Source organism: Acinetobacter sp. YH01004 (assembly GCF_013420455.1).
In the GTDB taxonomy this organism is placed as follows: Bacteria; Pseudomonadota; Gammaproteobacteria; order Pseudomonadales; family Moraxellaceae; genus Acinetobacter; species Acinetobacter towneri.
The window spans coordinates 15,379-35,369 of the sequence record NZ_VOXZ01000013.1; the positions used below are offsets into that span (position 1 = coordinate 15,379).

The 19,991-nt window shown below is 40.2% G+C and carries 23 protein-coding genes; 14 read left to right on the forward strand and 9 right to left on the reverse strand.

The genetic code is table 11. The features are described from left to right. Positions 1-51: 51 nt before the first annotated feature. The 3 genes from recR to FTT71_RS09700 all read right to left on the reverse strand — a co-directional run bounded on the left by recR (position 52) and on the right by FTT71_RS09700 (position 2,275). Positions 52-648, reverse strand: coding sequence for a recombination mediator RecR (recR, locus tag FTT71_RS09690; protein ID WP_019837914.1), 597 nt, complete (start codon positions 646-648; stop codon positions 52-54). Between the two features lie 10 nt (positions 649-658). Continuing rightward, a complete protein-coding gene (locus FTT71_RS09695) occupies positions 659-988 on the reverse strand; it encodes a YbaB/EbfC family nucleoid-associated protein (protein ID WP_167845987.1) in 330 nt (109 codons plus the stop codon). Positions 989-1,087: 99 nt separating this feature from the next. Beyond that, the gene (locus FTT71_RS09700) at positions 1,088-2,275 is read right to left on the reverse strand and encodes an O-succinylhomoserine sulfhydrylase (protein ID WP_180160912.1); all 1,188 of its coding nucleotides are present in this window, start codon (positions 2,273-2,275) and stop codon (positions 1,088-1,090) included. 151 nt (positions 2,276-2,426) lie between these two features. Here FTT71_RS09700 and FTT71_RS09705 point away from each other — a divergent pair, with 151 nt between their 5' ends. From FTT71_RS09705 to FTT71_RS09725, 5 genes are all read left to right on the forward strand, one after another. Continuing rightward, positions 2,427-3,521: an alpha/beta fold hydrolase gene (locus tag FTT71_RS09705; protein ID WP_131261453.1), complete on the forward strand. Its 1,095-nt coding sequence runs from the start codon at positions 2,427-2,429 to the stop codon at positions 3,519-3,521. Between the two features lie 13 nt (positions 3,522-3,534). Then, positions 3,535-4,407, forward strand: coding sequence for an NAD(P)-dependent oxidoreductase (locus FTT71_RS09710; RefSeq protein WP_180160913.1), 873 nt, complete (start codon positions 3,535-3,537; stop codon positions 4,405-4,407). A gap of 85 nt (positions 4,408-4,492) precedes the next feature. Further along, positions 4,493-4,762: a YARHG domain-containing protein gene (locus FTT71_RS09715; protein WP_136144520.1), complete on the forward strand. Its 270-nt coding sequence runs from the start codon at positions 4,493-4,495 to the stop codon at positions 4,760-4,762. 38 nt (positions 4,763-4,800) lie between these two features. Beyond that, on the forward strand, positions 4,801-5,214 hold the full coding sequence (locus FTT71_RS09720) for an HIT family protein (RefSeq protein WP_004976632.1): 414 nt from the start codon (positions 4,801-4,803) through the stop codon (positions 5,212-5,214). 356 nt (positions 5,215-5,570) lie between these two features. Continuing rightward, on the forward strand, positions 5,571-6,653 hold the full coding sequence (locus FTT71_RS09725) for a porin (protein ID WP_004976633.1): 1,083 nt from the start codon (positions 5,571-5,573) through the stop codon (positions 6,651-6,653). Between the two features lie 137 nt (positions 6,654-6,790). Here the strand turns inward: FTT71_RS09725 and FTT71_RS09730 are convergent, their stop codons facing one another. Both FTT71_RS09730 and FTT71_RS09735 read right to left on the reverse strand, forming a co-directional pair. Further along, on the reverse strand, positions 6,791-7,393 hold the full coding sequence (locus FTT71_RS09730) for a YidB family protein (RefSeq protein ID WP_180160914.1): 603 nt from the start codon (positions 7,391-7,393) through the stop codon (positions 6,791-6,793). 140 nt (positions 7,394-7,533) lie between these two features. Beyond that, on the reverse strand, positions 7,534-8,028 hold the full coding sequence (locus FTT71_RS09735) for a DUF6231 family protein (protein WP_167845983.1): 495 nt from the start codon (positions 8,026-8,028) through the stop codon (positions 7,534-7,536). 34 nt (positions 8,029-8,062) lie between these two features. Here FTT71_RS09735 and FTT71_RS09740 point away from each other — a divergent pair, with 34 nt between their 5' ends. Next, positions 8,063-8,935: a DUF2797 domain-containing protein gene (locus tag FTT71_RS09740; protein WP_179996393.1), complete on the forward strand. Its 873-nt coding sequence runs from the start codon at positions 8,063-8,065 to the stop codon at positions 8,933-8,935. 81 nt (positions 8,936-9,016) lie between these two features. Here the strand turns inward: FTT71_RS09740 and FTT71_RS09745 are convergent, their stop codons facing one another. The 3 genes from FTT71_RS09745 to FTT71_RS09755 form a co-directional block, all read right to left on the reverse strand. After that, the gene (locus FTT71_RS09745) at positions 9,017-10,888 is read right to left on the reverse strand and encodes a SurA N-terminal domain-containing protein (protein WP_131261456.1); all 1,872 of its coding nucleotides are present in this window, start codon (positions 10,886-10,888) and stop codon (positions 9,017-9,019) included. A gap of 131 nt (positions 10,889-11,019) precedes the next feature. Next, complete coding sequence (locus tag FTT71_RS09750; protein WP_004976639.1) at positions 11,020-11,292, reverse strand: HU family DNA-binding protein; 273 nt, start codon at positions 11,290-11,292, stop codon at positions 11,020-11,022. Between the two features lie 223 nt (positions 11,293-11,515). After that, positions 11,516-11,983, reverse strand: a complete 468-nt coding sequence (locus FTT71_RS09755) for a phasin family protein (protein ID WP_004976642.1) — start codon at positions 11,981-11,983, stop codon at positions 11,516-11,518. Positions 11,984-12,178: 195 nt separating this feature from the next. On the opposite strand from FTT71_RS09755, the gene FTT71_RS09760 reads away from it, so the two are divergent. From FTT71_RS09760 to fdx, 8 genes are all read left to right on the forward strand, one after another. Then, positions 12,179-12,826 (forward strand): hypothetical protein, encoded by a 648-nt coding sequence (locus FTT71_RS09760; RefSeq protein ID WP_004976643.1) that lies wholly within the window; start codon positions 12,179-12,181, stop codon positions 12,824-12,826. Between the two features lie 123 nt (positions 12,827-12,949). Then, entirely contained in the window at positions 12,950-13,423 is a 474-nt protein-coding gene (locus FTT71_RS09765) for an Rrf2 family transcriptional regulator (protein ID WP_004976645.1), read from the forward strand. Between the two features lies 1 nt (position 13,424). After that, entirely contained in the window at positions 13,425-14,642 is a 1,218-nt protein-coding gene (locus FTT71_RS09770; RefSeq protein WP_004976647.1) for an IscS subfamily cysteine desulfurase, read from the forward strand. Positions 14,643-14,746: 104 nt separating this feature from the next. After that, on the forward strand, positions 14,747-15,133 hold the full coding sequence (gene iscU, locus FTT71_RS09775) for a Fe-S cluster assembly scaffold IscU (protein ID WP_004976649.1): 387 nt from the start codon (positions 14,747-14,749) through the stop codon (positions 15,131-15,133). A gap of 36 nt (positions 15,134-15,169) precedes the next feature. Continuing rightward, on the forward strand, positions 15,170-15,490 hold the full coding sequence (gene iscA / locus FTT71_RS09780; RefSeq protein ID WP_100241673.1) for an iron-sulfur cluster assembly protein IscA: 321 nt from the start codon (positions 15,170-15,172) through the stop codon (positions 15,488-15,490). A gap of 99 nt (positions 15,491-15,589) precedes the next feature. Further along, a complete protein-coding gene (hscB, locus tag FTT71_RS09785; RefSeq protein WP_004976652.1) occupies positions 15,590-16,105 on the forward strand; it encodes a Fe-S protein assembly co-chaperone HscB in 516 nt (171 codons plus the stop codon). 45 nt (positions 16,106-16,150) lie between these two features. Next, positions 16,151-18,010, forward strand: coding sequence for a Fe-S protein assembly chaperone HscA (gene hscA / locus FTT71_RS09790; RefSeq protein WP_004976654.1), 1,860 nt, complete (start codon positions 16,151-16,153; stop codon positions 18,008-18,010). A 15-nt stretch (positions 18,011-18,025) separates the two neighbouring features. Next, entirely contained in the window at positions 18,026-18,364 is a 339-nt protein-coding gene (gene fdx / locus FTT71_RS09795; RefSeq protein WP_004976656.1) for an ISC system 2Fe-2S type ferredoxin, read from the forward strand. A gap of 122 nt (positions 18,365-18,486) precedes the next feature. On the opposite strand, the gene FTT71_RS09800 is transcribed toward fdx, so the two are convergent. Next, positions 18,487-19,968, reverse strand: coding sequence for an adenylate/guanylate cyclase domain-containing protein (locus tag FTT71_RS09800; RefSeq protein WP_218955397.1), 1,482 nt, complete (start codon positions 19,966-19,968; stop codon positions 18,487-18,489). Positions 19,969-19,991: the final 23 nt, after the last annotated feature.

Sequence of the window (19,991 nt, forward strand, 5' to 3'; positions counted from 1 at the left end):
TTGTGGATGATTTATCAAATGACTATTCACATGAAATAAGCACCTAAATGCTTATTTCATTCGCATCCGATTATGCACCGCCTGACTTAAAGTATGACTATCGACATATTCAAGTTCACCACCTTGCGGCACACCTTGCGCAATACGGGTCATCTGCACAGGCAAATGTTTGGTTGCTTCTACCAAATAGTGTGCTGTCGCTTGACCTTCTACGGTTGCATTGGTCGCCAAAATGACTTCAGTAATGTTGCCATCACTTAAACGCTGAACCAAATACGGAATACCAATTTCGTCAGGCCCAATGCCATCTAATGGCGATAAATGCCCACCTAAAACATGGTATTTACCACGGAAGCTGCCGCTTTGCTCAATCGCCATGACATCGGCTGGAGATTCCACCACGCAAAGCAAGTGTGCATCACGATCATGTGAGGCGCAAATATTGCAGACTTCATCTTCCGTTAATGAGTGACAAATCGAACATTCATGAATATAGCTAGTGGCTTCGTTCAAAGCATGAGCCAAACCGACTGCACCTTCTCTATTTTTCATAATCAGGTGCAATGCCATGCGTTGAGCCGATTTTGGCCCAACACTTGGCAAAATGCGTAGCGCTTGTACCAGTTGATCAAAACGATCACTAAACATACGCCGTTCCTTAGAATAAACCTGCCAAGCCTGGTGGCAAGCCCATGCCTGAGTTTGCAGACTTCATTTTTTCTTCAGCAATTGCTTCAACTTGACGGGCAGCATCATTCATTGCAGCGGCAATCAAATCTTCAATCATGTCTGCATCGTCTTGCAATAATTCAGGATTGATTTCAATGCGTTTGACCACATTACGGCAAGTCATAGTCACTTTCACTAAACCACCACCCGCTTCTGCATGCACTTCAGTTTGCGCAAGTTCTTCTTTGGCTTTTTTAATGTTGTTTTCCACTTCTTTTTGCATGCGCTGCGCTTGCTGCATCAACATATTAATGTTCATAAAAATCTCCGAACAAATGATCTATTGAGGGTCTGTTGACAATTCGTCTATGTTTGCGACAACGCAAGCCATTTATGAAATGCCAACAGACCCTAGTTTTTAAATGAGGTCTAAACCGCGCTCGATGTCGCGAATAATATCATCAATATCTTCCAAGCCAACAGAAACACGAATTAAACCTTCGCTGATACCTGCTGCTTGTTTGGCTTCTGGGGTCATTCTGCCATGCGATGTTGTTGCAGGATGAGTAATGGTTGATTTTACATCGCCCAAATTACTGGTGATAGATAGGAAGCGTGTGTTGTCAATCACAGTCCACGCGCCTTCACGCTCGCCTTTCACCACAAAAGATACAACACCGCCAAAGCCAGACTGTTGCTTTTTCGCCAACTCATGCCCCGCGTGATGCGGCAAGCCTGCATAATACACTTTTTCAACTTTTGGATGTGCATCTAGCCACTCTGCAAGTTTTTGTGCGCTGGCACAATGCGCTTTCATCCGCAGGCTTAATGTTTCCAAGCCTTTTAAGAAAATCCATGCATTAAACGGACTTAATGAATTGCCCAAGGTACGAATCACACCGTTGATTTCTTCGACCAACTTGTCTTTACCAACAACCGCACCACCCAAAGCACGCCCCTGACCATCAATATATTTGGTTGATGAATAAATAATAAGGTCTGCACCAAATTTTAGTGGTTGTTGCAAAACGGGCGTACAGAAAGTGTTATCTACCGCAAATAACGCACCATGTGCATGTGCAATATCGGCAATCGCTTGCAAGTCACCCACCTGAGCCAATGGATTTGATGGTGTTTCAATAAATAACAAACGCGTATTTGGACGAATCGCTTGCTTCCAACTGTCTAAATCTTCTAAATCAACAAAAGTGACATCGACACCAAACTTCATCACGTATTTTTCAAATAGTGAAATGATCGAGCCAAATACAGCACGTGAACAGACTACATGATCACCCGCTTTAAGATAAGCCAAAGTGATCGCATGAACGGCCGCCATACCCGAACTTGTCGCAACCGCACGTTCTGCACCATCTAATACTGCCAAGCGTTTTTCAAAAGCCTGTACAGTTGGGTTGGTATAACGTGAATAGGTATTGCCTTCAATTTCACCTGAGAATTTTGCAGCTGCATCGGCAGCATTTTCACAAACAAATGATGAAGTCAGGAAAATTGGCTCACTGTGTTCGCCTTCAATTGTACGGTTGTGTCCGGTACGAATTGCCAAAGTATCTAATTGATATTCAATGTCGTCGTGTTGACTCATCTTTACTGCTCAGCCCTAAACTTAGTCCTAAGACCTGTTTGTTAAATAATTGCCAACATTTTGAGCGCCAAGCGCATTTAAGGTCAAGGTAAAATGTATAAATATCGCTTAGACTTCATTCAAATCGGCGCCACGTGTGATGGAACACCTCATGAATCAGCTACAAAGAAAATTTAATCCGCACCGAAAAAAGCTTAAAAACCTCAGCACTCGCTTATTTAAAAGCCGTGATTTGATCTTATCTCAGACCACGCCATACGACATCGTGGCACGTTATAAGTATGCGCAGATTCGCTATTACGCTTCGCCAGATAAGCAATATAAAGAGCCGCTGGTTTTTGTTGCGCCTTTAGCAATTACCATGTCGATTTATGACTTATATCCTTATCGCTCTTTAGTGAAACATTTTCAGCATAGCGGTTTTGATGTGTATTTGGTTGATTGGGGACAATTGACCTATCAACATTGTCATTTAAATTTTATGGCTTTTATTCAGGATGCAATCCCTAATTGTATTCAACTCATTTTACAACACGCCAAAGTCGAACAAATTTCACTACATGGTTGGAGTATGGCGGGTATTTTTGCCATGCTTTATACCGCCGACCAACAAACAACTCATATTAAAAACTTGATGGTTTTGGGTAGCCCTGTAGATAGCTATGCTTCGGGGCGGGTTGGTAAACTCTTTCAACTGACCAATCAACTGATTTCTAAATATCCCAAATTGCAACATGCCTTTTATTCAGGAAAAATTCCAAAGCATTTAATTCATACACCGGGTTTAATCAATGCGATTGGTTTTAAGATTTTAGACCCTAGAGCATGGCTGGAAAGCAATAAACAGATGCTGTCGAATCTGCACGACTTACAAACCTTGCATGAAAACGCAACTTTAGCCAATTTTTTAAATAATATGATTGATTATCCGGGTGGGATTAATCAGGACATGGTATTGAATGTATGGCTGCAAAACCCACTCAAACAAGGTCATATTCAACTCAAACAACATCAGATAGACCTTAAAAATATTCATTGTTCACTTTTGGTCGGTGCGGGTGATAGCGATCAAATTGTCACTGCTGAAGCTGCTCAACCTTTATGTGAATTGACAAGTAGTACCGATGTCACGTTTACTCTTATTCCAGGTGGACATTTGGGTTTAATGTCCAGTCAAAAAAGTGCCAATGAATTCTGGCCTAAACTGACCACTTGGTTAGAACAACGATCTAGCAAAATTGCATAAAGAGAGCAAAAACATGATTCAATCTGTTGCATTTATTGGCTTAGGCGCAATGGGCTACCGCATGGCAGCCCATTTACCTAAACATTTTGATACGGTCTATGTCTGGAATCGTAACTTTGCCAAAGCCGAGCAACATGCTGCTGAATATGGCACACAAGCGGTTGAATTGGCTCAAGCGGTGCAAGCAGATATTATTTTTTCTTGCTTGCCCACCAGTACCGAAGTTGAAAACCTGATTGCACAAGTTCAACTTAAAGCAGGTTCAGTCTGGGTCGATTGCACCAGTGGCGTACCCGAAAGTGCTAAAAAATTGGTACAACAACTTGAAGCACAACAGATCGACTTTTTAGATGCACCTGTAAGCGGACAAACCATTGGTGCAGAAAATGCCACATTAACAGTCATGATTGGCGGTAAAGCTGCTGCTTTTGAAAAAGCCTTACCTGCAATTCAGGCTTTTGGTAAAGTGATTCAGCATGTGGGTGAACCTGGTGCTGGCTTTGCCGTAAAAGCGGTGAATAATATGTTAATGGCAGTGAGTTTGTGTGCTGCAGCTGAAGGTTTTACCACCTTAAAAGCACATGGCGTAAACTTAAATCAGGCCTTGCAATGCATAAATGCTTCAAGTGGTAAAAGCGCAGTAACGGAAATGATTTTGCCGCAGCGAGTACTGAATCGCGCTTTTCCAAAGACTTTTGCTCTGCCTTTACTGGCTAAAGACACAGGTATCGCATTAGATTTAGTCCATGAAGCAGCTTTGCCTGCACCTGTATTGGCTTTAACCCAAAGCCTGATTCAGGCAGCGAATTTAACCGCAGAAAAAGACAGTGATTTTTCCACTGCTGTGAAAATGTATGAATTATGGAGTAATATTACCCTAGAGTAAGAACTCGCCATTGAATATGCAGCCATAAACCCAATAATGTGTATTAAGTGGCTAGTCACACCATCATTAAATAGAGGAAACTCTTATGAACAAGTTTAGCATTGCCGTATTTGCAAGCCTTGCAACTTTAATTGGGGCAAGTTCAACTGCTTTTGCATCCGAACAAGAATGTCAAAAACTTAAAAATGACCACGATGTTATTTATGCATCTAAAGGGTTCTGCTTCAAAGACCCAGAAGCTAAAGCACGTTTTGGTAATGACAACTGCTATACAACCAAACCTAAGTTTTCTGAAAAAGAACAACAACGTCTTGACGCAATCAAAGAACGTCAAAAAGAACTGAACTGTAAATAACCGTTCTGAAATATCAAAGCTGAATTTAAGGAATCATAATGGCTTACGATGATCAAAATATTTTTGCAAGAATTCTACGTGGCGAACTTCCTGCAATTAAAGTGTATGAAGATGACCAAGTGCTTGCGTTTATGGACATCATGCCGCAAGCCGATGGTCACACTCTCGTGATTCCTAAAACACCTGCAGTAACTTTATTGGATTTACCTGCAGATGCAGCAGCATATACCATTCAAATTGTGCAAAAAATTGCAAAAGCAATGCAGCAAGCTTTGGGTGTAGATGGTATCGTGTTAATGCAATTGTCAGGTACAAGCGCAGGTCAAACTGTCCCCCACGTGCATTTTCACTTAATTCCGACGTCGGTACATCAGCTTGGGAAACATGCTGCACAAATGGGCGACCAAGACAAAATTAAAGCCCAAGCGGAAAAAATTAAAGCAGCGCTCTAAAATATTTCCAAAATAAGCAGCAAAAATGAATGGAGCACCTGCTCCATTTTTTTCATCTCATACTTTAACCCTGCATTTTTTCAAGCAGTTTATGACAATAGCATTTCAGTCTGCTTGCAATTAAGTTATTCATTTCATATATTTTTTCTAAATTTAAAAACTCAGTCACTAAAAAAATGCGAATAAAAGTAAGTTTTTGATCTAATTTGTACTTTTTAATAATTTTGAAATATTTCCTTAATATTACTGTCGCATTTGTAAGGAATACTTAGCACCAATAGAGAACAGCGGTAGATCAACCCTACTTCTGAACAATGTTTAGGACTAAAAAACAATAGTCTGTATTGGAGCTACACATGAAAAAAACGCTTTGCGCATTAGCAGTTGGGGCAACCTTTTTAACACCAGCATTAGCGATGGCTGCTGATGTTAAAGTTTATGGTCGTGCACACGTATCTTTAGACTATCTTGATGATGGTAAAGACTATAACGAAGTTGGTCTTTCTTCTAACTCATCACGTTTAGGCTTCAAAGCTGAACAAAAATTAGAAAACGGCATGACTGTTTTTGGTCAAGTTGAACAAGAAGTTAACTTTGCTAGCGGTAGCCAAGATGGTAAAAGCGTAGACTTTGCTACTCGTGATACTTTCGTAGGTTTAAAAGGTGACTTTGGTCAAGTACGTGCAGGTCGTTTTGACAGCCCATTTAAAGTTGCTCGTGGTCCAGTGAACTTCTTTGGTGATATGGTTGGTGACATTCGTAACGTAACACGTGTTAGTGATAATAAGTTTGATGAACGAAATGAAAATACCGTTGAATATAAATCTCCTAAATTCGGTGGTGGTTTTAACGTACTTGCAGCTTTATCATTACATCCAAGCACTTCAATTCCCAAAGATGCAACGACCGGAGAAGGTCAGGACGACAATAAAGCTTACGATCTGGCTTTAACTTATAAAGAAGGTCCTGTTGACTTTGCAGCTGCTTATGAACGCTATGAAGAAAACTCTGCAATTGGCTCGGGTGAGCGTGATGGATTCCGTATCGCAGCAGCATACAAAATCACACCAGAACTAAACTTAGGTGGTTTATACCAATATCTTACACATGACTTGGAAGGTACTGCAACCAAATATGCTGATGCACAAGTATTTGGTGTAGCGGCAGACTATAAAGTAGCACCAAAGACTTATGTACGTGGTCAGGTATTCCACCGTGACGTTGACACCGAAGATGCAAATTCTACACTTTTAGCAGTTGGCGTGGAACATCGTTTAGACAAGGCTGTACGTGTATACGCAAACCTTGCAACCATGTTAAATGATAAAAATGCTGATCTTACTCCTTGGAAAGAAGGTCGTAGCTTTGGTAACTCCGTAAAAGGTGCTAAAGACGAAAACTCAACAGCTCTTTCTTTAGGTTTCCGTTACGACTTCTAAGTCTGAACCAAACTTAAAACATAAAAACACGCTTCGGCGTGTTTTTTGCATACTTAAAAAACCAAATAAAAACTAAGCCAACAAACTTGCTGGCTTAGTTTATTCAAGTCAGTTTTGCAAAGCTGAATTTTTCAATATTAACGCTTTAAAAATCCAGACACTAAATTCATCACTTGTTGAATATCATCATTGGCTTCTTGTTTGCTAGTTTGCTCACCTTGTGGTGTCAATGAATCAATAATTTGCGGCAATACTGCAGAAATCGCATTATAAATATCTTGCTTTGGCGCCTGAGTTTGCTGTGCGACCTGCGCTACATCGGCATCATCAAATAAACTTTGTACTTGTTCAGCACCTACATGCGCATTTTCACCTGGGCCTGTAGACACCCAATCATCCACCTGACTGGTTAAGCCTTGTCCTTTGAGTTTATCCAAAGCACCTTGCAAGCCACCCTGTTTTTGAATCCATGCCAACACCAAAGGCAAAACTGCAATCAATAAACTTTGTGTACCTGAAGCACCTGTAGCAGAACGCTGTTGTTGCCCACCTAACTGACCTAGTACCGAACCAAGAATGCCACCCAAGCCGCCTTGCGCAGATTGTTGGTTATTACCACCAAGTTGCCCCAAAACCGAACCTAAAATACCACCCAATCCGCCTTGAGATTGATTAGATTGCTGATTCGCGCCCAATGCCTGCTTTGCTAAAATTTCAACAATATTGCTTAAATTGGTCATTTTATTTTCCTCATAATGCCCTTATGACAGCATACGAAGTTTTGACTGAATTGCGCGCTTGAAATTGTTAAATTTTGCAATATCCTAAATTTATGTGAATTAATTATCATTATTAGAATTTTGTGATCGTAATTCAGCACTTACCAGCGGAATTTATCCCAATTTTCAGGGTTTGCCCAAAACTTAGAATTAAACCAATCAGGCACGTGCTTATAAGTCAAAATATTAAATTGCCATAAGCATAAATGATGCTGCTCAAAGCGATGTTCAATCAATTGCGTAAAACCAAGTGCTCTAAGCAATTGCTCATCTTCACGTGCAGCAATTACCACAATACGCTTTGCCAATAAATCACGTAGCTTTACCAAAATTTGCGAGGTGTGTTGTGGCGTCTGCACAGCAAAATCGGCAGCATCTAAAAATACAACTGCCAAATCAAAACGTTGGGTAAAAGGCAGATTTAAAAATGCCAATGCGCTAAAATACTGCCATTGGATAGTTGGCTGCTCATCAGCCGCTTGATTGTTATACTTCGGGCTTGCTTCAATATTTTGCCCTATACACAATGCAGTAGAAATTGGCTGTTGTTGAGATAAATCATCAATTAATGCTTGAATTAAACGCATTTCAGCCATCACTGCATTCCTTCATTTTCGAGAGAGTATTCTTATGGAACTACAAGGCATTTGCCATAAAATGCACGCAGGTCTTAAGGACCATAGTGTAACTGATGAACAGGTACACAAGGCAAATGTTGAATATAAATTTATTCTAGACCGTTCAGAAATTGATCTACCTTTTCAGCTTGGGCAAGAGCTTGAACTAGAGTGGACGGGCAATATTTATTGTGTTTCTTGTGGCGTAAAAACACCAAAATCTTATTCGCAAGGACATTGTTTCAAGTGTTTTAAAACCAAAGCATCTTGCGATATGTGCATCATGAAGCCTGAAACCTGTCACTATCATTTAGGTACATGTCGTGAAGATAGTTTTGCTCAAGAAGTCTGCTTTCAACCGCACATCGTATATTTAGCCAATTCAAGTGCTTTAAAAGTGGGAATCACCCGTTTAGGTCAAATGCCTACACGTTGGTTAGATCAGGGCGCAACCCAAGCCTTACCAATTATGAAAGTCGGCTCACGTCGTTTATCTGGGCAATTAGAAGTTATGTTTGGTACACAAGTCGCAGATAAAACCGACTGGCGCAAACTACTCAAAGGCGAAGCAGAGCCGCTAAACCTAATTGAAGTGCGTGAACAACTGATTGAAGAGTTTGCGCCTAAAATTCAGACCATTCGTGATGAGTTTAGTCAAAACCTTGAATTCAACGAAACGGTAGAGCTTTTAGATCAGGAACTTCCGCGTGAATTTGTGTACCCTGTAGAACAGTATCCTGAGAAAATTAAATCGCATAACTTAGATAAAACCCCAATCATTCGCGGCAAACTGCAAGGAATTAAAGGGCAATATTTAATCTTGGATACAGGTGTCATCAACATTCGTAAATACACAGGTTATGAGCTAAAAATTCGCGCTGAATAAATCTTGAAACTGCTTACTTAATCATTTTAGATGCACAAAAAAACCAGCAAATTTGCTGGTTTTTTTGTAGATGTTCATCACTTATTTGATTTTCGCTTTCGATTTCAAATATTGCGTATAGTCATCTAGCTCTTGTTGAGCACGTAATTGTTGATACAACTGCGCTAACTCTTTCAGTTGCTCAGGCGTTAAAGCATTCGATGTAGTATCGTTTACATTTGATACAGCTACCACCACCAATTCATTTGGTATAGATGCTGTTGTTACTGACCACATACCATCTTTAGGCGCAAGCACACTAAATGCAGCACGTTCAATTTCACGCTTTAACAAACCATCTGCACGGGTGAATGTGCCTGCATTTTCAAAACGGATTTGGTTTTTCGCCAAAACGGTCGCTGCAGGTTGAGTTTTAAAGGCATCCAACGCAGCTTGAATATCTTTTTTCGCTGCATCAAAGGCTTTTTTCTCAATCAGTTTAGCTTTTACGCGGGGTGTTGCTTCTTCTAAAGTTTGCACACCTGCGGCATGGTAATTACGCACTTTCACCCATACCACATCGCCATTGGCTAAAGTAATGTTACTCGATGCGTTGCGATCGCCATTTTTCACATCATCATTAAACAATTTAACTTTGACAGATGGCTGGCTTAAAACAGGATGCTGCGCCGCCAAAGTTAAACCATTAACAGATTCGACTTTGGCCGTTTTCACTTCTTCTGCCACAACATCTAAAGCATCACTACTCACCACCAATTCATTTAAGCTGTTGATGGTATCGGTATACGCATTTTCAGTTTTGGCTTTTTGCAACTCTGCCATTAAACGTGCTTTTTGAGTTTCAAACGCAGGGACTTGAACTGTAGCACCTTCTGTTTGAATCACATGATAGCCATATTGAGTTTTAATCGGCTGTGATACTTCACCAGATTTTAAGCTACCCACGGCTTTGTCAAAGGCATCGCCAAATACGCCTGCTTCATAACCTGCAACCTCACCACCTTTGGCTTTAGACTCAGGATCATCCGAATACTTTTGTGCAGCTGCAGTAAAGCTTGTACCTTGCTTAATTTCAGCTGCGGCTTGCTCTGCAAGTTTTTTAGCTGCGGCATCATCACGCGCATCGGTGGTGATTAAAATATGTTTCACTGTCGGTACAGCAGCACCTTTTTGAGTTTCGACAAACTTTTGATAAGCCTGTTGTAACTCTGCGTCAGTGACAGCCGTATTTGCAGGTGCAATATTGGCTGGAGTCACCACAATGTAATCGACATCAACGCTAGCAACCTGTTTAAAGGCATTGGCGTGCTGTTCATAATACGCAGCAATCTCTTGTGCATTTGTGGTGATGTTTTTCTTGTAGTCATCTAACTTAATGCTAGATAAATGCAAAGTACGTTGCTGGGTTTGTAAATTGGCAATTTGCTGAATATCAGACGGGCTAACTAAAGCATAATCGGTAAAGCTAGCACTCAGCATTTTTAACGCATGGTCTTGGCGTAAATTTGCCACAAGCGCCTGATTGGTCATGCCTACAGATTGCAGATAGTTCGCATACAAGCTTTCAGAAAACTTGCCATCTTGTTGGAAATTCGGTTGCTGTGCAATCATTTGTTCAATTTGTGCATCGCTCAAAGAAATCCCTAATTTCTCAGCTTGTTGTAATAACAAGGTACGTGCAACCAACGTATCTTTGGCTTTGTTTTGAATATAATTTTGATTCAATAGTGTTTCATCACCATTGGTATAGGCCAAGTATTGTTCTTTCAAGGAATTGGTCAGATTATCTAATTCTCGTTTTGAAATTTGCTGACCATTGACTGTTTGTGCAGTGTCTTCAGACTGACCTCCACTAAAATATCCTTCAATACCTACAAGTGCTAAAGGGGTCAAGAACAAGACGAGCAAAACTTTGCCCAACCAACCCTTAATAACTTTACGAAAAGATTCCATAAGTATTCCAATATTTTATTTGTGCGAGATTTTAACTGAAAACCCTCAACGAATGAATGCGTTGAAGCCGTTTATTGACATTATTAATAAAAAACGCGCCAATTGGCGCGCTTTCTTGGCATTTTAAAAGATTATGCTACTGAATCTTTTAAACCTTTACCCGCTTTAAAGCTTGGTACTTTGCTTGCTTTAATTTCAAGTGTAGCACCTGTTTGTGGGTTACGACCTGTGCGAGCAGCACGCTCTTTCACATTAAATGTACCAAAACCAACGAGGGTTACAGTATCACCCGCTTTAAGCGCTTCAGTAATAGAAGCAATTGTTGCGTCTAAGGCCTTACCTGCATCAGTCTTAGACAATCCCCCTTTCTCTGCAATTGCATCGATTAATTCTGATTTATTCATGAAAATTACGTCCTCTTAATATCGTTTATTTAAGGTCCAGAGATTTAATTTAAATTACCGTAACGCCTTTATAGCAATGCTTTGAGGGTAAAAGCAATACTCCCTGCACGCTTTTATGCAAAATAAATGGTAAAACGATGGAACTATTAGCCTCTATTCAGTTTTGCCCTAAAATACCCGATGTATAATAAAGCAACATACTTTAAGCCCCCTTTGCACAGAATTACTTTTTCGCGACATCTTCTTTTAATTGTTTATTTTCTTCAATCAACGCATCGACTTTGGCATGTAATTGCAGTACCAATTGCTCCAAATGTTGTAGGTCTTTTGCTGTCACCAAGCCAATTCTATTTAAAGAATGATTGACGCTATGGTCAATTAAACGCTCAACTTTATCTTTAGTATCAATGACCGACTCTTTGGCTTTTTCAGACACTTTTTCAACTGTTTGATCGGCAATTTCTGTAGTTTTAGATTCTAATTCCTCACCCACCTTGACCAGAGAGTCAAACAATTTATTGCCTTCTTCTTCTGCGCGTGAAAATGCACCTAAACCTGCTAGCCAAATTTGCTTGGTATATTTACGAAAATCGAGTGATGATTTACGTCCTGAGCGTAATTTATCTTTATTTTTCAATGTGGTTTCTGATTCAAGCAAATGCTCTTCTACGCTATCCGTCGTTTTTTCCATGAACCTCTCTCCTGCTTATTTTATGCGCACATAAATGTAATAAACCTACAAAATGCTTTCATAATAGCAAATTAAATACTTGATCGTTTTGCTAAACTGTTCTACAAAGCAAGATTATTCGCTGCGCTTCTTAGAATGTATTCTCAACGAAGCGCAAAACAAGGAATTCAACTTTAGATTTAGGGACTTGATTTTATGAGTGATTCGCAACAAAGACAAAGTAATCCACATTTGTTGCTGACCATGCTCATGATTGTGCTGGAAACAATTTTTAGCTTTATTCTAAAACATGATCGTGTGGTCGCTTTGCAGGCTAAAAAGTTTGTCGACCAGAAAATCACCATTAAAATTAATAGCTATATTCCTTATTTCGACATTTACGTGGAATTCAATCCAAACGGCATCTTATTTGACAGCAAAGCACCTGAACAAGCTGTCGATTTAGATGTGCGCACCACCCTCATAGATTTATTTAAAATCTTTATTTTAGGTAATCGTCGCAGTATTAAACACATGCGTATAGATGGTGACATTACCCTTAAAGATGAGTTTCGTGATCTAATTTTGCATTTTAGTGCACCCAAAGTTTTAGCTGACTGGAAACAATGGCTGAAAGAAGCACCGCAAGAACAAGAAGTGATTGGTTCTAAAAAGCGCATTGCCCCACTTTTAGACAAAATTGATGAACAACGCTCTAAGATCAACACCCTACAAGTTGAGCTTAAACAGCATAAAAACCGTATTCGTCGGATTGAACGTCGTCAAAAGCGCATTAACATCGTCTTTGGTGTAATAACAGTACTATTAATTACGTTATTAGTGTATAATTTATGGATCGTTTAAACGCATTAAAATATCAAGAAAAACAGCGTAAATCCTCGCGCACAATATCACAATAAAATACTTGACTAATTTAGTCGGGATTCATAGAATACCCATATCTAGTCTAATCATGTGTATCGAATCATGCGCTTAACAACTCGCGGTCGCTACGCAGTGACTGCTCTACTTGATTTAGCTTTGCAGCCAACTGAACAAACGATCACGCTTGCTGAAATTGCAGCCCGTCAAACTATTTCTGTTGCTTATCTTGAGCAGTTATTCGCAAAACTTAAGCGCCACGGCTTAGTGTCTAGTGTTCGCGGTGCTAACGGTGGTTACCATTTAGCACGTAGTGCAAATGAAATCACTGTGCTAGAAATCATTGAAGCCGTAAACGAAACTGTTGATGCAACGCGTTGCGACCATAAAGGCAACTGTCAAAATGGTGCAATGTGCTTGACTCACGACTTATGGCAGGAACTCTCCCATCATATTGCCGACTATCTCGCTAAAATCTCACTTGCTGATTTAGTTGCGCGTGACAACGTACAAACTGTTGCCATTCGCCAGAACACAGCACCGTTTGATTCAGCTCTGTTATCGGTTACAGGTATTTGACATGAAACGTCCAATTTATCTTGACTACGCAGCAACCACTCCTGTAGATCCTCAAGTTGCAGAACGCATGATGGAGTGCCTGACTTTTGATGGGACTTTCGGTAATGCCGCTTCTCGTTCGCACGCTTATGGCTGGCAAGCAGAAGAAAAAGTTGAATATGCACGTGAACAAGTTGCGAACTTGATCAAAGCAGACCCACGTGAAATCGTGTGGACTTCTGGTGCAACAGAATCAGATAACCTTGCACTAAAAGGCGTAGCACAATTCTATTCGTCTAAAGGCAAACACATTATTACCTCTAAAATTGAACACAAAGCCATTTTAGATACCTGCCGTGAGCTTGAATCTGAAGGTTTTGAAATCACGTACTTAGAGCCACAACCACAAACAGGTTTAATTACACCTGAAATGGTTGAAGCAGCAATTCGTCCAGACACCATTTTAGTGTCGTTGATGATGGTCAATAACGAAATTGGTACGATTACCGATGTCGCTGCAATTGGCGAAATCACCCGTGCCAAAAAAATCTTCTTCCACGTTGATGCTGCGCAAGCTGCAGGTAAGGTAGAAATTGATTTATCTACCTTAAAAGTAGACTTAATGAGCTTCTCTGCACACAAAATCTATGGCCCTAAAGGTATTGGTGCGCTATTTGTACGCCGCAGTCCACGCGTACGCTTAAAAGCACAAATGCATGGTGGCGGTCATGAGCGTGGCATGCGTTCAGGCACACTTGCAACCCACCAAATTGTAGGTATGGGCGAAGCATTTGAACTTGCAGGCAAAAACTTGGCTTCTGAACAAGCCCGTTTACGTGTATTGCGCGACAAACTTTGGAATGGCTTGAACACCATGGAACAAGTTTTCCTGAATGGTCACCCAACACTAAACGTAGCCAACTATTTAAACGTCAGCTTCAACTTTGTTGAAGGTGAATCTTTAATGATGTCTCTTAAAGATGCTGCGGTATCTTCAGGTTCTGCGTGTACTTCAGCGACTTTAGAGCCATCTTATGTATTACGTGCACTAGGTCTTTCAGACGAACTTGCACACAGCTCAATTCGTTTCAGTTTTGGTAAATACACCACTGAAGAAGATATTGATCATGTCCTAACTGTGACTAAAGCTGCTGTTGAAAAGTTACGTGAACTTTCACCGCTTTGGGATATGTATAAAGAAGGGATTGACCTTTCTAAAGTAGAATGGACTGAACACTAATTCATCCCAAATCTAATGGCTTTGACAGGAAGCCATTAGATTGATAAAGGTAATTTCACCCCCATATTTATATTAAGGCTGACCCCGAGGTTTGGAGAAGCGACATGGCTTATAGCGATAAAGTAATTGATCATTACGAAAACCCTCGTAATGTTGGCGTTTTAGACAAAAATGCTGAAAACGTTGGTACAGGTATGGTGGGCGCACCTGCATGTGGCGATGTAATGCGTCTGCAAATTCAAGTGAATGACGAAGGCGTGATTGAAGAAGCACGTTTCAAAACTTATGGTTGTGGTTCTGCCATTGCTTCTAGTTCTTTGGTTACTGAGTGGCTTAAAGGTAAAACTTTAGATGAAGCACAAGCGATCAAGAACATTGATATTGCTACCGAACTTGCCCTTCCACCAGTGAAAGTACACTGCTCTGTATTGGCAGAAGATGCAATTAAAGCTGCTGTAGAAGACTATCGCAGCAAAAAGACCAAAGCTTAATTTGCTAAGTTTTGTGGAAAAACAAACGGAGTTTTCATGATCAATTTAACTGAAAATGCTGCAACTCATATCAGCAATTACTTAAAGAATCGCGGTAAGGGTGAAGGTATTCGCGTTGGTGTGAAAACTTCAGGCTGTTCTGGTTTGGCTTATGTACTCGAATTTGTAGATGAAGTCGATACGCACGACCAAATGTTTGAACAGTTTGGTGTTAAAGTTTTCGTTGATCCGAAAAGCCTAGTTTACCTAGATGGCATGGAAATGGACTATGTCAAAAATGGTTTAAACGAAGGTTTCGAGTTTAACAACCCCAATAAAAAAGGTGAATGTGGCTGCGGTGAATCGTTCACGGTATAACGCCACCTCCCTCTTTTTAGCTTAAAACAGTGTACAATACACTGTTTTAATTGCATTTATGCAGCCAATTTTGCACACTAATCGCGGATTCCATCTCCCATGAATCATTTTGAGTTGTTTAATCTTCCTGTTGCACTCGATATTGATTTCGCTACTTTAAAAGCTGAATTTTTAAAGCTACAGCAGCAATATCACCCCGACAAAGCCGAAGACAAAGATCAAGCCTTGATTAAATCTAGTAAAATTAATCAGGCGTTTAAACAACTCTCTGCGGTAGACAGTCGTGCTGCATATTTACTCTCATTGAAAAAGCAAGATTATCATCTCGATCAATCCATCCATGACTTTGAATTTTTACAAGATGCCTTGGAAATTCGTGAGCAATTGGATGATGCCAACTGTGCCGATGACTTACAGTCATTAAAGGTTGAAGTACAACAATGGGTTGATGGCTTAGTCCGTGAATTTAAAATTGACTATGCCGAAGAAGATTGGGCAGAAGCGCGTGACACTGTGCGTAAATTACGCTTTTTCATGAAAGTTATGGCTGACCTAGACAAAGCTGAAGATCGTTTCCTTGATGATGACAGTTTTGATTTAGACGATGATTTTTAATTTTAGTTTGTATTTTAATATTTAACGGGCAAAGGATTTTACATAATGGCGCTCTTGCAAATTGCAGAACCAGGTCAATCAAGTGCACCGCATGAACATCGCATTGCGATTGGCATTGACTTAGGCACCACTCATTCATTGGTTGCCACAGTTCTTTCTGGTAAAGCCAAAGTCTTGCATGATGAGCAAGGTCGCGTGCTACTGCCTTCTATCGTCCATTATGCAGAGCAAAATACACATTATGGCAATGCTGCTGCGCCATTTATTACTACAGACCCTAAAAACACGATTGTTTCAGTCAAGCGTTTTATGGGTCGTTCTAAAGCGGACATTAAATTTCAACATCCATACACGTTAGTGGGTGAAGACAATCAAATGCCTGCTTTTGAAACAGCTCAAGGCCGTAAAACACCTGTTGAAATTTCGGCAGAATTACTTAAACAACTCAAAGACCGCGCAGAAGCCAGCTTACAAAACCCTGTAAATGGTGCAGTGATTACTGTTCCTGCTTATTTTGATGAAGCTCAACGCCAAGCCACACGTGACGCTGCCGAGCTTGCAGGTTTAAAAGTATTGCGTTTATTGAATGAACCGACTGCAGCAGCGGTTGCCTACGGTTTAGATCAAGACACCAACTTGGCTCAAGACCGTAACTATGTGATTTACGACTTGGGCGGTGGTACGTTTGACGTTTCTATTTTACGTTTCTCTCAAGGTGTTTTTGAAGTTTTAGCCACAGGCGGCCACACTGCTTTAGGTGGTGATGACTTAGATCGTCTGATTGTAAAATGGGCAAAAAAACAGCTGAATATTGAAAGTTTAGATGATGCAGAATATGCACACTTTATTGTGTCTGCACGTAAAGCCAAAGAAGCGCTCAGCAATGCAGAAAGTGTTGAATTAAAACTGTTAGAGCACACGCTGCAATTAGACCGCGCAAACTTTGAAAGTATTATTCAGGTTGCTTTAGATAAAACCATTAGTGTATGCAAACGTGTATTACGCGATGCCAAACTTGACCTAGATGACATTCAAAATGTAGTTTTAGTTGGTGGTTCAACACGTTCTTATGCCGTGCAAAAAGCTGTTCGTGAAGTATTTAATCAAGAACCATTATGCACAATTAACCCAGATGAAGTGGTTGCAATTGGTGCATCAATTACCGCCAATCAACTAATTGGTAACAGCAAAGATGGTTCGTTGCTATTAGACGTTACCCCACTGTCTTTGGGTTTAGAAACCATGGGCGGTTTGGTGGAACGCTTAATTTCACGCAATACTGCAATTCCTGTAGCACGTCGCCAAGAATTTACCACTTATCAAGATGGCCAATCTGCCATGTTGATTCATGTGGTACAAGGTGAGCGTGATTTGGTAGAACATTGTCGTAGCTTAGGTCGTTTTGTGCTACACGGTATTCCACCAATGACTGCGGGTCAGGCACGCATTGAAGTTACGTTCCAAGTCGATGCTGATGGCTTGCTCAGTGTTTCTGCTAAAGAAACCACTTCTGGTGTGACTGCAAATATCGACATCAAGCCATCTTATGGTTTATCTGAAGCAGATACCGAGCGTTTGCTGCTAGATGGTTTCAAATATGCAGAAGAAGACAAGCAATTGCGTCATTTGCATGAAACCAAAGTTGAAGCACAACGTGAACTTGAAGCTTTACAACAAGCCTTAAAAGTAGATGCACAACTATTAAGCCCAGAACAATTAGAAGCTTTAAATACTGCCAAAGCGCAGTTGGAAGCCGAATTGACTGGACAAGACATTAAAGCCATTGAACATGCTGTTGAACAGCTTAAAATACACAGTGATGCTTTTGCTGCAATTCGTATGAATCAACATATTGATACAGCACTTAAAGGCACTAAACTCGACGACTGGTCAAACTCAAACTAATTTAAGGTAAAGATTATGCCACGTATTAAAGTACTTCCACATGCGCAATTCTGCCCAGAAGGTGCTGAGTTTGAAGTCGAACAAAATGCCAACTTATGCGAAAGCTTACTTGAAAATGGCATTAAAATTGAACATGCTTGCGATATGTCTTGTGCATGTACCACTTGCCACGTTGTTGTTCGTAAAGGCTTTGACAGCCTAGAAGAAATGGATGATGTTGAAGCTGACTTATTAGACCGTGCTTGGGGTTTAGAGCCTGATTCACGCTTATCTTGTCAGGTTAAAGTGGTCAATGAAGACTTGGAAGTCGAAATTCCAAAATACACCATTAACCATGCTTCAGAAAATCATTAATCATAAAATGATGCTAATTCTAAAAAACTGCGCTACGGCGCAGTTTTTTTTATTGCACAACTTTAGATTTAAAATTTTTGAGGATTTAAAAGTTAAACGAGATCTACATTATAAGAAAAATTTTAGTGTTTTTCAGGAATATGAGTTTTGGCAATTTCTTCAACAGGTGGATGTTCAATCACTTCATCTTCAAGATTAAGTTTTACAATGCCCTGTGAGTTGGTCAGCTTTTGCTGCGTTTGAATTCTTTTAATCATTTTTTCTAATACGGTAATTAGCTCAGGATATTCAAAATTCTGCACTTCATCCAAATTAAGCAACAAATGAAAACCTTTATATTCGTAGTCAAACCAACGCTGATAATCCGACTTGCTGGCCGCATATTTTTCCATCACTTGCCAAGTTTTTACAGGACCTTGAATCCCCTTTAAAAAGATCGGTGCTTTCGGAGCACACAAATAATCATTTTTAATCAGTTTATAAGTGTCATCTGAAAGTAAAATTTCATCAACTTCGGCCGCACTTTGCAAACGCGCAGCTAAGTTAGCATCACGCCCAACAATGGTATATGCCATCCGATGTGCTGCACCGTAGTTCCCAACGTGGCAATATCCTGTACTGATACCCATACGAATATGTAAAGGCGGATAGCCCATTTTGACCCAACGTTCGCGTAACAATTTCATTTGCTGACGCATCGCAATAGCCATCTCTACACAAGTTTTAGCATCTTGTTCAACACCTTGCGTATTTGGATCACCAAAGAAAATTAAAATCGCATCACCCATAAACTTATCCACCGTCGCTTCATATTGCTTGGCAATTTCGGTCATGTGGCTTAAATAATCATTGAGCAGGAATGCTAAATCATCTGGAATTAGTGTTTCAGAAAGTTCAGTAAAGCCTTGAATATCAGAAAAGAAAATCGTCATTTTTTTACGTTTATATTCAATTTTCGCTTCCGACTCACCTTTCATAATCGATTGCCACAACTGCAAAGGTGCATAGCGACTAAGCTGATTCGCAAATTCCATATAGCGGTTCATTTGTGTGTAGTAATGGTCTTTCTTTGCCGTGGTATAGCGGATACGACGTGCCTGATAGGCACTGCCCATGCCAAAGTAAAAGATCATACATAAAAAGGCTAAAATCGTAAGTTCGGTACTGCTTTGTTCAAAATATTCGTTAAAACCAAAAATAAAAATATTACAAAAATAAAAAACTGTGACCGCCAATAAGGATGCCGATGCCACCAAAAAGAAAGAAACTTTAATATAAATGGCGGTATATAGCAGCGCAAATAAAGCGGCAAAAGTAAGTACCAAATTCAGATGTACCGCAGACAAACATACTGCGACTACCACAATATCAATAATAAACAGGATATTACGCTTGGCTTGATGACTATATTTATATTGCAGCCAACGCGAAAATTTAGGAATTATCAGTAATAAAAAAGTAAGAAAAAACGGAAGGTAAATTTGATAATTGGTATCGGCGTAGGTGTAGTGATAGACCACCATAATCAGGGATAAACTTGCATACCCGACTAAACGATGCAGAAATTCGAATTGTTTGGGATCTCTTTCCATCCAATTGTACATGAACACCGCGGCCTACTCCAATC

Bases quoted from the DNA above. Each gene is read 5' to 3' on its own strand.
- FTT71_RS09730 (WP_180160914.1), bottom strand. From the start codon at position 7,393: ATGACCAATTTAAGCAATATTGTTGAAATTTTAGCAAAGCAGGCATTG.
- FTT71_RS09700 (WP_180160912.1), bottom strand. From the start codon at position 2,275: ATGAGTCAACACGACGACATTGAATATCAATTAGATACTTTGGCAATT.
- FTT71_RS09715 (WP_136144520.1), top strand. From the start codon at position 4,493: ATGAACAAGTTTAGCATTGCCGTATTTGCAAGCCTTGCAACTTTAATT.
- FTT71_RS09720 (WP_004976632.1), top strand. From the start codon at position 4,801: ATGGCTTACGATGATCAAAATATTTTTGCAAGAATTCTACGTGGCGAA.
- FTT71_RS09735 (WP_167845983.1), bottom strand. From the start codon at position 8,028: ATGGCTGAAATGCGTTTAATTCAAGCATTAATTGATGATTTATCTCAA.
- fdx (WP_004976656.1), top strand. From the start codon at position 18,026: ATGCCACGTATTAAAGTACTTCCACATGCGCAATTCTGCCCAGAAGGT.
- FTT71_RS09710 (WP_180160913.1), top strand. From the start codon at position 3,535: ATGATTCAATCTGTTGCATTTATTGGCTTAGGCGCAATGGGCTACCGC.
- FTT71_RS09695 (WP_167845987.1), bottom strand. From the start codon at position 988: ATGAACATTAATATGTTGATGCAGCAAGCGCAGCGCATGCAAAAAGAA.
- FTT71_RS09725 (WP_004976633.1), top strand. From the start codon at position 5,571: ATGAAAAAAACGCTTTGCGCATTAGCAGTTGGGGCAACCTTTTTAACA.
- FTT71_RS09740 (WP_179996393.1), top strand. From the start codon at position 8,063: ATGGAACTACAAGGCATTTGCCATAAAATGCACGCAGGTCTTAAGGAC.
- FTT71_RS09705 (WP_131261453.1), top strand. From the start codon at position 2,427: ATGAATCAGCTACAAAGAAAATTTAATCCGCACCGAAAAAAGCTTAAA.
- hscB (WP_004976652.1), top strand. From the start codon at position 15,590: ATGAATCATTTTGAGTTGTTTAATCTTCCTGTTGCACTCGATATTGAT.
- FTT71_RS09750 (WP_004976639.1), bottom strand. From the start codon at position 11,292: ATGAATAAATCAGAATTAATCGATGCAATTGCAGAGAAAGGGGGATTG.
- FTT71_RS09770 (WP_004976647.1), top strand. From the start codon at position 13,425: ATGAAACGTCCAATTTATCTTGACTACGCAGCAACCACTCCTGTAGAT.
- FTT71_RS09765 (WP_004976645.1), top strand. From the start codon at position 12,950: ATGCGCTTAACAACTCGCGGTCGCTACGCAGTGACTGCTCTACTTGAT.
- FTT71_RS09760 (WP_004976643.1), top strand. From the start codon at position 12,179: ATGAGTGATTCGCAACAAAGACAAAGTAATCCACATTTGTTGCTGACC.
- iscU (WP_004976649.1), top strand. From the start codon at position 14,747: ATGGCTTATAGCGATAAAGTAATTGATCATTACGAAAACCCTCGTAAT.
- hscA (WP_004976654.1), top strand. From the start codon at position 16,151: ATGGCGCTCTTGCAAATTGCAGAACCAGGTCAATCAAGTGCACCGCAT.
- FTT71_RS09755 (WP_004976642.1), bottom strand. From the start codon at position 11,983: ATGGAAAAAACGACGGATAGCGTAGAAGAGCATTTGCTTGAATCAGAA.
- FTT71_RS09800 (WP_218955397.1), bottom strand. From the start codon at position 19,968: ATGTACAATTGGATGGAAAGAGATCCCAAACAATTCGAATTTCTGCAT.
- recR (WP_019837914.1), bottom strand. From the start codon at position 648: ATGTTTAGTGATCGTTTTGATCAACTGGTACAAGCGCTACGCATTTTG.
- FTT71_RS09745 (WP_131261456.1), bottom strand. From the start codon at position 10,888: ATGGAATCTTTTCGTAAAGTTATTAAGGGTTGGTTGGGCAAAGTTTTG.
- iscA (WP_100241673.1), top strand. From the start codon at position 15,170: ATGATCAATTTAACTGAAAATGCTGCAACTCATATCAGCAATTACTTA.